At 41.4% G+C, this 15,156-nt stretch carries 12 protein-coding genes and 6 tRNA genes; 8 read left to right on the forward strand and 10 right to left on the reverse strand.

Going from position 1 to position 15,156, the window contains the following annotated elements:
- The 5 genes from KDJ85_RS06650 to KDJ85_RS06670 form a co-directional block, all read right to left on the reverse strand.
- Positions 1–311: helix-turn-helix domain-containing protein (locus tag KDJ85_RS06650; protein WP_225818984.1), on the reverse strand; the 311-nt coding region annotated here is incomplete at its 3' end.
- Positions 312–1,604: 1,293 nt separating this feature from the next.
- Positions 1,605–1,680 (reverse strand) — tRNA-Lys (locus KDJ85_RS06655).
- Positions 1,681–1,717: 37 nt separating this feature from the next.
- A tRNA-Val gene (locus tag KDJ85_RS06660) sits at positions 1,718–1,793 on the reverse strand.
- 31 nt (positions 1,794–1,824) lie between these two features.
- Positions 1,825–1,900 (reverse strand) — tRNA-Val (locus KDJ85_RS06665).
- A 26-nt stretch (positions 1,901–1,926) separates the two neighbouring features.
- A tRNA-Val gene (locus KDJ85_RS06670) sits at positions 1,927–2,002 on the reverse strand.
- A gap of 438 nt (positions 2,003–2,440) precedes the next feature.
- On the opposite strand from KDJ85_RS06670, the gene gltX reads away from it, so the two are divergent.
- The 3 genes from gltX to KDJ85_RS06685 all read left to right on the forward strand — a co-directional run bounded on the left by gltX (position 2,441) and on the right by KDJ85_RS06685 (position 4,237).
- Positions 2,441–3,862, forward strand: a complete 1,422-nt coding sequence (gltX, locus tag KDJ85_RS06675; protein WP_225818985.1) for a glutamate--tRNA ligase — start codon at positions 2,441–2,443, stop codon at positions 3,860–3,862.
- Between the two features lie 172 nt (positions 3,863–4,034).
- Positions 4,035–4,110, forward strand: a tRNA-Ala gene (locus KDJ85_RS06680).
- A 51-nt stretch (positions 4,111–4,161) separates the two neighbouring features.
- A tRNA-Ala gene (locus tag KDJ85_RS06685) sits at positions 4,162–4,237 on the forward strand.
- Positions 4,238–4,376: 139 nt separating this feature from the next.
- Here KDJ85_RS06685 and KDJ85_RS06690 read toward each other — a convergent pair.
- Entirely contained in the window at positions 4,377–5,129 is a 753-nt protein-coding gene (locus tag KDJ85_RS06690; protein WP_225818986.1) for an SDR family NAD(P)-dependent oxidoreductase, read from the reverse strand.
- Between the two features lie 122 nt (positions 5,130–5,251).
- Between KDJ85_RS06690 and KDJ85_RS06695 the strand changes: the two genes are divergently transcribed.
- Complete coding sequence (locus KDJ85_RS06695; RefSeq protein ID WP_225818987.1) at positions 5,252–5,668, forward strand: MarR family transcriptional regulator; 417 nt, start codon at positions 5,252–5,254, stop codon at positions 5,666–5,668.
- Positions 5,669–5,673: 5 nt separating this feature from the next.
- On the opposite strand, the gene KDJ85_RS06700 is transcribed toward KDJ85_RS06695, so the two are convergent.
- The 4 genes from KDJ85_RS06700 to zipA all read right to left on the reverse strand — a co-directional run bounded on the left by KDJ85_RS06700 (position 5,674) and on the right by zipA (position 10,481).
- Complete coding sequence (locus KDJ85_RS06700; protein ID WP_225818988.1) at positions 5,674–5,892, reverse strand: DUF3820 family protein; 219 nt, start codon at positions 5,890–5,892, stop codon at positions 5,674–5,676.
- Positions 5,893–5,957: 65 nt separating this feature from the next.
- Positions 5,958–7,142 (reverse strand): NupC/NupG family nucleoside CNT transporter, encoded by a 1,185-nt coding sequence (locus tag KDJ85_RS06705; protein WP_225818989.1) that lies wholly within the window; start codon positions 7,140–7,142, stop codon positions 5,958–5,960.
- Positions 7,143–7,413: 271 nt separating this feature from the next.
- Positions 7,414–9,432 (reverse strand): NAD-dependent DNA ligase LigA, encoded by a 2,019-nt coding sequence (ligA, locus tag KDJ85_RS06710; RefSeq protein WP_225818990.1) that lies wholly within the window; start codon positions 9,430–9,432, stop codon positions 7,414–7,416.
- Positions 9,433–9,488: 56 nt separating this feature from the next.
- Entirely contained in the window at positions 9,489–10,481 is a 993-nt protein-coding gene (gene zipA / locus KDJ85_RS06715) for a cell division protein ZipA (protein ID WP_225818991.1), read from the reverse strand.
- Positions 10,482–10,699: 218 nt separating this feature from the next.
- On the opposite strand from zipA, the gene cysZ reads away from it, so the two are divergent.
- The 4 genes from cysZ to ptsI all read left to right on the forward strand — a co-directional run bounded on the left by cysZ (position 10,700) and on the right by ptsI (position 15,130).
- On the forward strand, positions 10,700–11,464 hold the full coding sequence (gene cysZ / locus KDJ85_RS06720) for a sulfate transporter CysZ (protein ID WP_225818992.1): 765 nt from the start codon (positions 10,700–10,702) through the stop codon (positions 11,462–11,464).
- A gap of 229 nt (positions 11,465–11,693) precedes the next feature.
- Positions 11,694–12,647, forward strand: coding sequence for a cysteine synthase A (cysK, locus tag KDJ85_RS06725; protein ID WP_225818993.1), 954 nt, complete (start codon positions 11,694–11,696; stop codon positions 12,645–12,647).
- A gap of 353 nt (positions 12,648–13,000) precedes the next feature.
- On the forward strand, positions 13,001–13,258 hold the full coding sequence (gene ptsH, locus KDJ85_RS06730) for a phosphocarrier protein Hpr (RefSeq protein ID WP_047756382.1): 258 nt from the start codon (positions 13,001–13,003) through the stop codon (positions 13,256–13,258).
- A 144-nt stretch (positions 13,259–13,402) separates the two neighbouring features.
- On the forward strand, positions 13,403–15,130 hold the full coding sequence (gene ptsI, locus KDJ85_RS06735) for a phosphoenolpyruvate-protein phosphotransferase PtsI (RefSeq protein WP_225818994.1): 1,728 nt from the start codon (positions 13,403–13,405) through the stop codon (positions 15,128–15,130).
- The last annotated feature ends 26 nt before the right edge of the window (positions 15,131–15,156 follow it).

Raw genomic sequence — 15,156 nt, forward strand, 5'->3', positions numbered from 1 at the left:
AGATGTGTATAAGAGACAGATACTAAAGAATAAATAGAATCATCGATCCCTTTAGTATCTCTTCTTTCTTCTGGTTGGGTATCATCTTGCAGCACTTCACTAAAAAACTCACCCATATTAACGCCTAAGACTTTTAATACGCGAACTAAACAATCAATATCAATGCGATTTACACCGCGCTCATAACGAAATAATTGTTGTTCACTAATATCTATCTCTTTAGCTAACTGAAACACAGTATAGCCTTGAGCTTTTCTTAGCGTTTTAATTTTTTGTCCAACTGCACAAGCGACAGGATATTTTGTATTCATAAACATTCTCGCTTCAATTTATATTAATGAAATAAAAATTAGCAGATAAGTAACTGCCATTTTTTTATTTTTTATGTTTTATATAATAAGTAGAACTTTGATAGTACTGCTGACGATTCAGCATATATCGATGGGAATGATATACTAGCAATCTAATTAGTTTCAACCAATCTTAAAATGATGTTACATTTGTGTAACGAGATGTTACGAGGCATTTACCCTATGAAAAAACAATAATTATTCTATAAATATCATATCATTATGATTAATTAGGCAACTCCCACCCTTACCCATATTACTTGTATCACAATGAACGCAATAGAACATTACACTAAAATAGTAGCTTTTATCCGATGCATCACCTAAAAATAAAGGAAATAAATAGAATAATTTAACACTGTAACAATATTAATGATTTTAAGAGTGAATAATCATTTAACGAATAAAAAACAATCAGATATCATTTATATCTGTAAACAATGGTAAAAATAATAAGTTTTACCTCTAAAAATCTTTGTAAACATTAAATATCAATAACATATAGGAACAAATATTCTGTTACAATTAATGAAACGCTAAATTTTTAAAGTAGCATGGTAAATATTTACCAAATAACAGTGCTCAACATAACAAAACCATAACGTTAAGGAAGTTTATTATTCACTTTACTTGATGAACATCACAAAAATATGACAAACTAATACTATTAGATTATCTTATTTTAATATTGATAATTTTATCATTTGAATGAATATAGCGATACTAAACCCTTTAAACTCATGAGTTGTCAAAATTTAACACCAAAAACACTCCCCCTCCCTTTTTAACGTCAAACATCCATATTTATTATAAACACATTTTAATCTAACGTTATATTTCATTAACGTATCATAGCAGCAGTCAGGGAAAGGTATCGCTTATATTGATTTTCGATGAGTAGATGGCCTTTCAGAACATGAAATCTATAGAAACAGCCCTTAAACTTTTAAGCACTATGTTCTGTAGATGCTGAGATGATGGCTTGAGATGGTGGGTCGTGCAGGATTTAAATCCTTCGGATTTAGCCTTCGGCCTGAACCTGCAACCAGCTTGTCGAGGTATGGCTAACCGATTGAATATTAACTTGAATACGTACAGGAATATTGGGACTGAACTTGAGATGGTGGGTCGTGCAGGATTTAAATCCTTAGGATTTAACCTTCGGCCTGAACCTGCAACCAGCTTGTCGAGGTATGGCTAACCGATTGAATATTAACTTGAATATGCACGGGAATATTGGGACTGAGCTTGAGATGGTGGGTCGTGCAGGATTCGAACCTGCGACCAATTGATTAAAAGTCAACTGCTCTACCGACTGAGCTAACGACCCATCTAGATTTGTGTTTTAATGTGAATAGTAAATGAAGTGGTGGGCGATAGCGGGCTCGAACCACTGACCCCCTCCTTGTAAGGGAGGTGCTCTACCAACTGAGCTAATCGCCCACTTCATAACTTGTATCACATTATAAATGATTGGTGGGCGATAGCGGGCTCGAACCACTGACCCCCTCCTTGTAAGGGAGGTGCTCTACCAACTGAGCTAATCGCCCAATCATTTATTTTTCATCGTCAACGGTGGTGGGCGATAGCGGGCTCGAACCACTGACCCCCTCCTTGTAAGGGAGGTGCTCTACCAACTGAGCTAATCGCCCCGTCGTCGATGGAGGTGCATTATAGGGATACAGAGTTCAGAGTCAACGCTTTTTCGATAGATTTTTTTCGTTCGTTGCAAAAATAATCAAGATGTTTCAATATTCGCCAGAAAAGCTGCCTTTTTAATCAATTACCTATATAATTTAGCGTTTTTATTCTTTCATGAAGTGAAAATATATTTGCATCCTCTCCATAATTTCATTTTTTTGCCTTACTTTTCCATTTTCTTTTCTTGTATCTTCATAACTTGATTGAGGAATCACCACAGGATGATAGAATAGAGGCACAGTTTAGCAATGCTGACGGACTTCACGCGTTTAAAGCTTCATACGGCACTATTATCTATTATAATGTGTTGCATACATTAGCCTTCTATTTATTCAACCGTGAACTCTTAAGCGCTTCAAAAACAATGTTTTGCAATTAAGGCAATCTCGATGAGTAAAATCAAAACCCGTTTTGCACCAAGCCCAACTGGCTATTTACATGTTGGTGGTGCGCGTACCGCTCTTTATTCCTGGTTATTTAGTCGCCACAACCAGGGCGAATTTGTCCTGCGCATTGAAGATACCGACTTAGAACGTTCAACTCAGGAAGCTATCGATGCCATTATGGACGGTATGAACTGGTTGAATTTAAATTGGGATGAAGGCCCTTATTATCAGACCAAGCGTTTTGATCGTTATAACGCAGTGATTGACCAAATGTTAGAAGCTGGCACCGCTTATCGTTGTTTCTGCTCGAAAGAACGTTTGGAAGCTCTGCGTGAAGAGCAAATGGCGAACAATGAAAAACCTCGCTATGACGGTTGCTGCCGCGACCATGCGCATAACCACACCGCTGATGAGCCGCATGTTGTTCGTTTCCGTAACCCACAAGACGGTTCTGTGATTTTTGACGATAAAATTCGCGGCCCAATTGAATTTAGTAACCAAGAGTTAGACGATTTAATTATTCGTCGCACTGATGGCTCACCAACTTATAACTTCTGTGTTGTTATTGATGACTGGGATATGGAAATTACTCACGTTATTCGCGGTGAAGACCATATCAACAATACACCTCGTCAAATCAACATTCTAAAAGCATTAGGCGCACCAGTACCCGTGTATGCTCACGTTTCCATGATTTTAGGTGATGACGGTAAAAAGCTGTCTAAACGCCATGGTGCTGTTAGTGTCATGCAATACCGTGATGATGGTTATTTGCCACAAGCGCTACTGAACTATTTAGTCCGTCTAGGTTGGTCTCACGGTGACCAAGAAATTTTCACCGTTGACGAAATGAAAGAATTTTTCAGCCTTGATGCAATCAGCAAATCAGCAAGTGCATTTAACACTGAAAAACTGCAATGGCTAAACCACCATTATATCAATGCGTTGCCTGCTGAAGAAGTGGCTGTGTACCTCGCATGGCATATTGAGCAACAACATATTGATACCCGCAATGGCCCTCAATTAGTTGAGCTAATTAAGCTACTTGGCGAACGTTGTAAAACGCTGAAAGAAATGGCTGAATCTTGTCATTATTTCTATCAAGACTTTGAAGAGTTCGATGCAGACGCAGCGAAAAAACACCTGCGCCCTGTGGCTCGCCAACCATTAGAAGTGGTTAAAGATAAATTAGCGTCGATTACTGACTGGACAGCAGAAAACGTTCATCAAGCCATTGAAGCCACCGCCGCTGAATTAGAAGTGGGGATGGGGAAAGTGGGCATGCCGTTACGTGTTGCTGTAACTGGCGCTGGCCAATCTCCAGGCCTCGATGTGACCGTCCACGCCATTGGTCAAGCACGCTCTATTGCACGCATTGAAAAAGCCTTAGCATTTATTGCTGAACGCGAAGCTTCTGCGCAATAATTTATGCCGTTTCTGCCCTCATTTCTTGGGGGCAGTTTTCCCTCTCTTATTCCTATCCTTGTATTGATTGCAAAATGCTCTATATTTCAGCAATTAAACGGAAAAACCGATTATTTTATTGACACTCCTACCGAGCTTGAATATGATGCCTCCCGTCCAAAAGATTTTGATTGGGGCTATAGCTCAGCTGGGAGAGCGCTTGCATGGCATGCAAGAGGTCAGCGGTTCGATCCCGCTTAGCTCCACCATCTAATTCCCTGTTAGATGGCGTTTTTTTGAATAACAAAGTCTTTCGATTTGGGGCTATAGCTCAGCTGGGAGAGCGCTTGCATGGCATGCAAGAGGTCAGCGGTTCGATCCCGCTTAGCTCCACCATAATTTCCTTCTACTTTATCTTTCATAAAGTTAATATTTCTAGCCCCAAGATATCCCCTATTGTGTTCGGCAATATTCGGCCGTATCCAACCTCAAATACTTCTCAAGGAAAGCCTGTAAGCTCGCGTCTTATCATCTATTACTGTGCTGTATAGCCACCATCAATAGGAATAAACGCCCCCGTTATAAAACTGCTGTCTGTTGATAATAAAAAAGCCACCACATTGGCGATTTCCTCTGTTTTTGCCATCCTCCCCATCGGGTGCGTTGATGCCATCCAATTTTGAATATCCAGCGGTAATATCGCAATATTCGGTGTTTCAACATAGCCTGGCCCTACAGCATTAATCCGTATACCTTTTTGGGCATTCTCTAATGCCGCTGAACGAGTAAGGCCTAACACCGCGTGTTTCGCTGCGGTATAAGGGGCTATTCCTGCTATCCCTGTTACACCATTGCAAGCGGATAAGTTTACTATTGCCCCACCGCCACTGCGATGAATTGCAGGTATAGCATATTTCAAGCCATGAAATGTCCCTGTGATGTCTGTTTCAATCACGTTATGCCAGGCCTCTAATGGATAATCTTCGATATTCACACCATGTGGCCCTGTCACCCCCGCGTTGTTGACTAAAAAATGCAGTGCGCCATATTTTATTTCTACCTGCTCAATCGTTGATTGAAAATCCTTTGCGCTTGCCACATCCATTTTTATTACACTAATACGCTCCCCTGTTGGTGTAATTTCGTGGGCTGCCTGCGCTAATGCCTCTTCATGGCGTCCAGTCATAATTACTGTCGCCCCCAATGAGTGTAGCTTTTGTGCGATCCCAAAACCGACACCTGTGGATGCCCCTGTTACCAATGCGATTTGGTTTGTAAACTGTTGCATAGCCGCCTCAATAATAATTAACTTTAGTTAACTATAATTAATTAACTTTGGTTAATCAATGTCTCGTTTTCTTCCTAGCGCCAAGGTATACTTCAACTGTTGAATATTAAGGAAGAATTTTTATGCCTAGTTCCTTTGAAGACGCATTATCGTTATTACAATGTACACTTGTTGCTCGCCGTGTCAGTTTTACACCAGAGCAAATTACATGGGGACAATACGATGTACTGGAGATATTGAGGCTTAAAGGTGACTTAACACCAAGCCAGCTAAGTCAATCACTGGGAATTTCACGGCAAAATTTATCGAAGTTTTTGCGGGTATTAAAATCTTTTGAGTTTGTCGAACAATATCAGTCTGAAGAAGATAAGCGGGAATTGATCACCCACTTAACAGAAAAAGGAACCCATTTTTTACAGCGTGCAGCAACAGGGCGAGCAGAAAATGCATTAAAAGTTAAAGCCGCATTAACGCAGCAAGAGCAAGATATCTTTATTCAGTTGAGCAAAAAAATTACTGCCGCGTTAGGGCATGAATGATCTGCTCACTTAGCCCGTTTTAATGGCTTTACAAGCCCTTCTAACCCTTCAATTTTTAAACCAAGAGTCATTTCCATTAATTGGCCAAGACGCCCTGGTGGGAACTCTCCTTTCTTATAAAACCAAAGAAGATATTCCTCAGGCAAATCAATCAAGATACAGCCTTTATATTTACCAAATGGCATATAGGTATTTGCCATATCGATAAGATCTTGCTTTTCCATTCTTGCTCCCATAAAAAAACGGCGTCCTAATGAACGCCGCTCTTAATTTAACACTTTTTTGCGAATTACAATACTAATCCGACAACCGCAGCGGATAAGAAGCTGACTAAAGTTGAACCGTACAGTAATTTCAGGCCGAAACGTGCTACTGTGTTACCTTGTTTTTCATCTAACCCTTTGATAGCACCAGCGATGATACCAATTGAAGAGAAGTTAGCAAATGATACTAAGAACACAGATAAGATGCCGACAGAACGCTCAGATAAACCACCTGCAATAGCTTGTAAGCCATCCATCGCAACGAATTCATTCGTTACCATTTTAACTGCCATGATACCACCCACTTGCAGGGCTTCATCCGCTGGGATACCTAAGATCCAAGCAAATGGATAGAATACATAGCCCAACATAGTTTGGAAATCGATACCGAAAATCGCAGAGAAAATACCATTAATCATAGCAATCAGAGCGATAAAACCAATCAGCATGGCTGAAACAATAATCGCAACTTTAAACCCTGCAAGAATATATTCACCTAACATTTCAAAGAAGCTTTGGCCTTCATGCAGGTTGCTCATTTGAATGTCTTCTTCACCTTCTGGTGGGTACGGGTTGATTAAAGACAGCACCACGAAAGTACCAAACATATTCAGAACTAATGCAGCAACCACAAAACGCGGTTCCAGCATCGTCATATATGCCCCCACGATTGACATGGAAACAGTCGACATAGCTGTCGCAGCCATGGTGTACATTCTGCGATCAGACATGCGGTTAAGCTGGTCTTTATAAGCGATAAAGTTTTCAGACTGACCTAGCAGCAATGAGCTTACTGCGTTGAATGATTCCAGTTTACCCATTCCGTTAACTTTAGATAACACCGTACCGATGATACGAATAACGATCGGTAGAATTTTAACGTGCTGTAAAATACCAATTAACGCAGAAATAAAGATGATTGGGCACAGAACTTGTAAGAAGAAGAACGCTAAATTCCCTTCAATCATGCCACCGAAGATAAATTTTGTCCCTTCTGCTGCGTAACCGAGTAAGTGAGTAAACACCCCCGCCACACCGAGAACAAAAGATTCACCGATATTCGATTTTAAGAACAGATATGCTAATGCAATTTGGATAACAAGTAGTTGAACAACATAGCGAGGACGGATCCCCTTACGGTTACTACTTGCTAAAATAGCAAGAGCGGCGATTACTACTAAAGATAAAACGAAATGCAGGATCGAGGTCATATGCGACTCCAACAAATTTAAGAATCAGTCTATGTGCATATTCTATGTAATAGGTAACATTTAAATGAGACACGAGTCACATTAATATGAAAACAGAGTGGGTGTATTTTGTAGAAAGAAGAAGAGGATCACGTTTTAAATGTCAGAAAAGGGACAGATGACCTTTTTTGCATAGAAATTAAATTCAAAATTTAATTTAGGTCTAATAACCTATCAGTGACTTAGTCACCTCACCTAAGTGAAATAACTAAGCCAAATAGAATATAGTTCACTATTTAATATTCAGCAAACGAATCAACTCATCTTCATCAATAACTGGAATACCTAATTCATTCGCTTTTGCTAATTTCGAACCCGCAGCTTCACCCGCAATCACCATATCGGTTTTCTTCGAAACACTACCTGCAACTTTTGCCCCTAGAGCCACCAACTTATCTTTCGCCTCATCACGGGTTAAAATACTCATCGAACCTGTTAAAACCACAGTTTTACCTGCAAATGGGCTATCGATTTCTGCACTATTAATCACTTTGACTTCTGGCCAATGAATATTCGCTTTCGTGATTAAATCGTTAATAACTGCCTGGTTATGCGCTTCGTGGAAGAAATTTACCACATGTTTCGCAACCACATGGCCGATATCTTGCACCGTTTTTAAAGACTCTTCATCCGCAGCCATGACTGCATCTAGCGTTGCATAATGTGCCGCTAAATTAGCCGCAGTTGCTTCGCCAACTTCACGGATCCCTAATGCATAAATAAAGCGCGCTAACGTAGTTTGTTTAGACTTTTCAAGCGCATCAATCAGATTTTGCGCAGATTTTGGCCCCATTCTATCCAACCCCGTCAATTTACCTGCGCTTAATTGATAAAGATCGGCTGGCGTTTGCACATATTCTTTTTCGACAAGTTGATCGATAATTTTATCGCCCATACCATCAACATCCATTGCACGGCGAGACACAAAATGTTTGAGTGCTTCTTTACGTTGCGCACCGCAGATTAACCCGCCAGTACAACGGGCAACGGCTTCACCTTCAATACGTTCAATGTCTGAACCACAAACAGGGCACTGGGTTGGAAAGACAATTTCACGACTATTCGCAGGACGTTTATCCGCCACCACACTGACAATCTGCGGGATGACATCCCCAGCACGACGAATAATCACCGTATCGCCAATATGCACGCCAAGACGCTCAATTTCATCTGCATTATGCAATGTCGCATTACTGACCATAACCCCCGCCACTTGGACAGGCTCAAGACGTGCTACGGGGGTAATCGCCCCTGTTCTCCCAACTTGGAACTCAACGTCTTTCAATAGCGTAATTTGCTCCTGTGCTGGGAATTTGAAGGCTGTAGCCCAACGCGGTGCGCGGGAAACAAAGCCTAATTCCTCTTGAATCGCAATTGAATTCACCTTGATCACCACCCCATCGATATCAAACCCTAATTCTGGACGAATTTGTTCGATTTGGTGATAAAAATCCAGTACAGCTTGGTGGCCTTGGCGCAGTTGTACATAATCACTAACAGGGAGTCCCCACGCTTTAAACTGCTGTAAACGTTCATAATGTGTATCTGGCAATGTACCGTCTTCAACTAGCCCAACGCCATAACAATAGAATGTCAGTGGCCTTTTAGCGGTAATACGCGGGTCAAGCTGTCTCAAAGAGCCCGCAGCAGCGTTACGTGGGTTAGCAAAAACTTTACCATCCGTTCTGCGCGCTTCTTCATTTAGTGCTTCAAACCCTTTTTGTGGCATAAACACTTCGCCACGAATTTCCACACGAGCAGGGATGTTATCCCCCATTAAACGCAATGGAATTGCACGAATAGTACGTACATTTGCGGTGATATTTTCCCCCACGGTTCCATCACCACGAGTAGCCGCTTGCACAAATTCACCATTCTCATACAACAAACTAACCGCTAAACCATCAAGCTTCAATTCACAGCAAAATGTGAGTTCATTATGGTTTTTTAAGCGATCCCTAACCCGCTTATCAAAAGCCAAGTAACTCTCTTCATCAAAAACGTTATCTAAAGACAGCATCGGAATTTCATGGCGCACCGTTTCAAATGCTGACAAAGGTGCAGCACCGACACGCTGAGTGGGGGAATCGCTGGTGATAAGCTCTGGGTTCATTTCTTCCAGTGCCTTCAAGCGTTGCATTAATTTGTCATATTCCGCATCAGGAATTTCAGGGGCATCCAATACATGGTATTGATATTCGTGATGACGCAGCTGTTTTTTTAATTGGTCGATTTCGTTTTTGGTAGTCATGATCCACTCGTAAAGATAAAAAACCCCCAATCAAGGGGGCTTTGTAAAACGCTTGTTTAATTTAGTGTGTTTCTGATCCGCGCATGATACACCTCTATTTTTTGCGGTGTTAGCATCTTACGCTCATCATCTAGCACCACCCCGCCTGCATCGGATGCAATGCGCTGCGCCGCTTGTAACATCAGTTTAAAGTTTTGGCTCGCATCACCGTAGGATGGCACCATCATAAACATGGAAACACCTGGTGTAGAAAAATCAGCCATGGTTTCAGGGTCAAAAGAACCTGGTTTTACCATATTCGCTAGACTAAACAGCACAGGCCCAGTACCTGACGGGTTCACGTGGCGGTGGAATATTTTCATTTCACCAAATTGGAAACCCGCTTGAAGAATACTTTGCAGCAAGACCTCACCTTGTAATTCTTGCCCCTGATGTGCCGCTACATGAAGTACCAGGACTGTCTCCTTGCTAGTTGTTGTAGCAGAATTTTTCTGTGGCTCAGTTTTCGTCTCAGCGTGCGGTGGCGTCTGTTCATGATGTATCGGTTGTGTCTCTTCTTGTAGATTATGGGTGTCAATATGGGGTTCCGATGCATTATGGTGCACGGGTTGAGTATCTATTTCAGGCTCTGCCACAACATCATCATTCATATTGATGGTGAGCTGCTCTGGCACATGCTGCTCTTGAACACGCTGAACAACAGGCTCATCATGAACAGGCTGCTCTGGCGTAGCACTCATTTTAATTTCAGGTTCAACCGACGGTAATGGCTGTATATTAGGTTCAACTTGAGACTCATTTTTTACCGGATATACAGGCTCAGTCGCAGCGGGCTGAACAGGTACCTGCTGAGTTGATTGATTTTCAGTAAATAATGCAGAATCATCATAATTCGATGAATTCTCCTGCGTATCATTTTTTCTACGTTTTACAGGTCTATCGCGAAACAACTTTGAGCGCTCTTTACGGCTGGTCCATAAACCATGCAGTAATAAAGCGACAATCGCTATCGCACCTACGACCACTAATATTAGACGCAAATCCTGCATCGCTGCTATCTCTAGTTGATGAATGAAAGTGCCATCACGGCGGAAACTACCTTAAGATTATTTCTCAATTGCTCTAAGTGCAACCCTCAGAACGATTTTCTTACAAGAAAGAGAATATTCCGCTTTCGTTTGCTGCTTTTTTAAGCGAATAATGGCTAGTCAGCCTAAATTCATATCTATATGATACAAGGTCAACCGAAAAGGAGAGAACAAGAAGTATGACCCAATCGACATTTTCGCCACAAAAAGACCACTCTGGTTTTTATTATTTTACACAAGGGTGGCGACTCGTTACACGTCCTGGCATTAAACGTTTTGTGATTTTGCCCCTATTAGCAAACATTCTTTTCTTAGGAGGCGCATTTTGGTGGTTATACAGTAAGCTTGGTGGCTGGATTGACCAAGTAATGAGCTACATTCCTGATTGGTTACAATGGCTTAATTATCTTATTTGGCCGGTTGCTTTGATTTCTATTTTATTGGTATTCACCTATTTTTTTAGCACCATTGCCAATATCATTGCAGCGCCATTTAATGGCTGGCTATCCGAAAAACTCGAGGCTGAACTTACGGGGAAACCTGCGCCAGACACTGGCATGGCTGAGTTATTAAAAGATGTTCCGCGGATGATTAAACGTGAGTTTGTGCGTATTGGTTACTATTTACCGCGGGCAATTGGCTTATTAATTTTATTTTTAATACCGGGTATTGGCCAAACTGTTGCCCCCGTCTTATGGTTCCTATTTGGTGCATGGATGATGTCAATCCAGTACTGCGACTACCCTTTTGATAACCACCGTGTTGGTTTTAGCGAAATGAAGCAAGCTCTTGCTAAAGATCGCATGAAAAACATTCAATTCGGTGGCGTAGTCAGCTTGTTAATGATGGTACCGTTTGTCAACTTAGTCATCATGCCTGTTGCGGTTTGTGGTGCAACATTAATGTGGGTTGACCGCTATCGTAGCCGCTACGCACGTTATTAGCCCCTCCTTGCGCAGGTTTCATTACCTGCGCATTAACCTATTTTTTTGTCCTATTATTTCGTGTTATCCATTCTTTAGAACAATTGGATCTAAAATAGCCTTTTGTTATAAGCTTAGACCTAAATCATATTTGCATTAATCTGTTCTTCACGTATGTTGAATCCATACCCTATTTTATAGTGAACGCCAAATACTGTTTACTGGCTAACCGATTTTTAAAGGATACCCCATGAGCAAAATTTATGAAGATAATTCGTTGACCATTGGCCACACCCCACTTGTTCGTTTAAAACATTTTGGTAATGGCAATATTTTGGCAAAAGTGGAATCTCGTAACCCAAGTTTCAGCGTTAAGTGCCGTATCGGGGCAAACATGATTTGGGATGCAGAGAAAAAAGGTATCCTGAATAAAGACAAAGAGCTAGTAGAGCCAACCAGTGGTAACACAGGGATTGCCCTCGCTTATGTCGCAGCAGCGAGAGGTTACAAATTAACCTTAACGATGCCTGAAACAATGAGTATCGAGCGCCGTAAGCTATTAAAAGCATTAGGCGCTAACCTCGTGCTGACCGAAGGCGCTAAAGGGATGAAAGGCGCGATTGCTAAAGCAGAAGAAATCGTCAATAGCAATCCCAAAAAATACCTTCTGTTACAACAATTTAATAACCCTGCCAACCCTGAAATCCATGAAAAAACCACGGGTCCAGAAATTTGGGAAGACACGGATGGCAATGTCGATGTCATCATCGCAGGCGTTGGTACAGGCGGAACCATCACAGGTATTGCGCGCTATCTGAAAAAAACCAAGGGTAAAGATGTGACCATCATTGCCGTTGAGCCTGAAACATCTCCAGTGATTACTCAAGCGCTGGCAGGTGAAGAAATCAAACCAGGTCCACACAAAATTCAAGGTATCGGCGCAGGTTTTATCCCTGGTAACTTAGACCTAACATTGCTAGATAAAGTCATTCAAATCAGCGATGATGAAGCAATTAAAACCGCACGTGAGTTAATGGAAAAAGAAGGTATTCTCGCAGGGATTTCTTCAGGCGCAGCAATTGCAGCAGCAACAAAGGTTGCCGCAGACCCTGCTTACACAAACAAAAATATTGTCGTGATTTTACCGTCTTCTGGTGAGCGTTATCTCTCTACTGTCTTGTTCGCGGATATCTCTGCCGAGTAGCATACTTTCGTTACATAATCGTTAAAAAAGCACCTCAAAGGTGCTTTTTTTGTGGCGCGGATCAAAGTTTAGCACGGATAGGGATGATTTCTAATCTGGGGTTTAGTATTAAACATAGTAATTATTTCGCACCTCGAAATTAATCAAATTTTAGTCAAATGAATGTGCCTATTCAGATGTTTCTCGACTAACCTAGTCATCATTATTTTGAGGATGAAAAGTAAAAAGGATTGATACCGCACAAAGTAGGAAACCTTTTTACAAGTTAATAATCTAACTTATACGCAAACCTAGTCTATTTCATCTACAATTGGCTGGGTAATTAAAAAAACTAAAGTTATTGAGGAAATACTATGTTCCAGCAAGAAGTCACTATTACAGCACCAAACGGTTTACATACACGTCCTGCCGCGCAATTTGTGAAAGAAGCAAAAGCATTCACTTCTGATATTTCTTTGATTTCTGGCGGGAAATCTGCGAGTGCAAAAAGCCTGTTCAAATTACAAACCTTAGGTTTAACACAAGGTACTGTTGTGACCATCTCCGCAGAAGGCGAAGATGAAAAAGAAGCGGTTGAATATTTAGTTAAACTGATGGGCGAACTGGAATAACTTCGCACGCAAGAGAACGCGTTTCATCGATCTCATTCGCTGTCCCTGAATGATTTCATTCGGGGATATTTGCATAATCAATAAAACGCACCGTAGTCTCTACAACATCAGAACTCCCAGCACTAACAGCAGTAAGGTAATATTATGATTTCAGGAATTTTAGTATCCCCAGGTTTTGCTTTTGGTCAGGCTTTGATCCTCAAAGAAGACCCTATCGTTGTTAGCACAAAAAAAATTGCAGACGATCAGGTCGAAAAAGAAATTCAACGCTTCATTGAGGGGCGTAATAAATCCGCCGAACAACTGAGTCTCATTAAAGAAAAAGCCGAAAAAAATCTAGGAGCCGAAAAAGCTGAGATTTTTGAAGGTCATATCATGCTGCTGGAAGATGAAGAACTCGAGCAAGAAATTGTCTCTTTAATCAAAGGCGATAAAAAAACAGCGGATGCCGCTGCTTATTCAGTGATTGAAGATCAAGCTCAAGCGCTTGAATCCCTTGATGATGAATACCTTAAAGAGCGTGCAGCTGACGTACGTGACATCGGCAAACGCTTATTAAAGAATATTTTAAATATTCCTATTGTTGATTTAAGCGCTATCAACCAAGAAGTTATTTTAGTTGCCGCTGACTTAACCCCATCAGAAACCGCACAATTAAACTTAGATAAAGTCTTAGGCTTTATTACCGATTTAGGTGGCCGTACCTCCCATACGTCCATCATGGCTCGCTCATTAGAGTTACCTGCGATTGTCGGAACTAGCGATGCCACCAGCAAAATTAAAAATGGCGATTTCATCGTCTTAGATGGCGTGAATAATACCATTCACCTGAACCCATCTGATGCAGAAATTGATAAACTCAAAGCATTCCGTGATGACTATCTGCAAGAAAAAGAAGAACTGGCTAAATTAAAAGATTTACCCGCAGTGACTCTTGATGGCCATCAAGTTGAAGTGTGTGCCAATATCGGAACGGTACGTGATGTCGCTGGTGCCGAACGTAATGGCGCAGAGGGTGTGGGTCTCTATCGTACCGAGTTTTTATTTATGGATAGAGACGCCTTCCCTACCGAAGAAGAACAATTCCAAGCTTACAAAGCGGTTGCCGAAGCAATGGGCAGCCAAGCCGTTATCGTCCGTACTATGGATATCGGTGGCGATAAAGACCTGCCTTATATGAATTTACCGAAAGAAGAGAACCCATTCCTCGGTTGGCGTGCCATTCGTATTTGTCTTGATCGCAAAGAAATCTTACACTCACAGTTAAGGGCTATTTTAAGAGCGTCAAATTTTGGTAAACTGCGTATTATGTTCCCGATGGTTATTTCCGTTGAAGAAGTTCGTGAACTAAAAGCAGAGCTAGAAATGCTAAAAGCTCAGTTATGTGAAGAAGGTAAAGCCTTTGACGAAACAATCGAAGTCGGTGTGATGGTAGAAACCCCAGCTGCCGCTGTGATTGCGCGCCATTTGGCAAAAGAAGTTGATTTCTTTAGTATTGGGACGAACGATCTCACTCAATACACTTTAGCGGTTGACCGTGGTAATGAACTGATTTCTCACCTTTATAACCCAATGTCACCAGCTGTTCTAAACCTTATCAAACAAGTGATCGATGCATCACATGCGGAAGGGAAATGGACAGGTATGTGTGGCGAGTTAGCGGGTGATGAACGTGCAACCTTATTGCTACTAGGCATGGGGCTGGATGAATTTAGTATGAGCGCAATCTCAATTCCGCGTATCAAAAAATTAATTCGCAATGCGAACTTTGCTGATACCCAAGCTTTGGCTGAACAAGCACTTGCTCAACCAACCGCAGATGAATTGATGAAACTTGTAGATACCTTTATCCAAGAAAAAACGTTATGCTAAGAACAGCACATTAGTTCGGTCCCATA

The sequence above is a fragment of the Providencia vermicola genome (assembly GCF_020381325.1).
Lineage (GTDB): Bacteria > Pseudomonadota > Gammaproteobacteria > Enterobacterales > Enterobacteriaceae > Providencia > Providencia vermicola.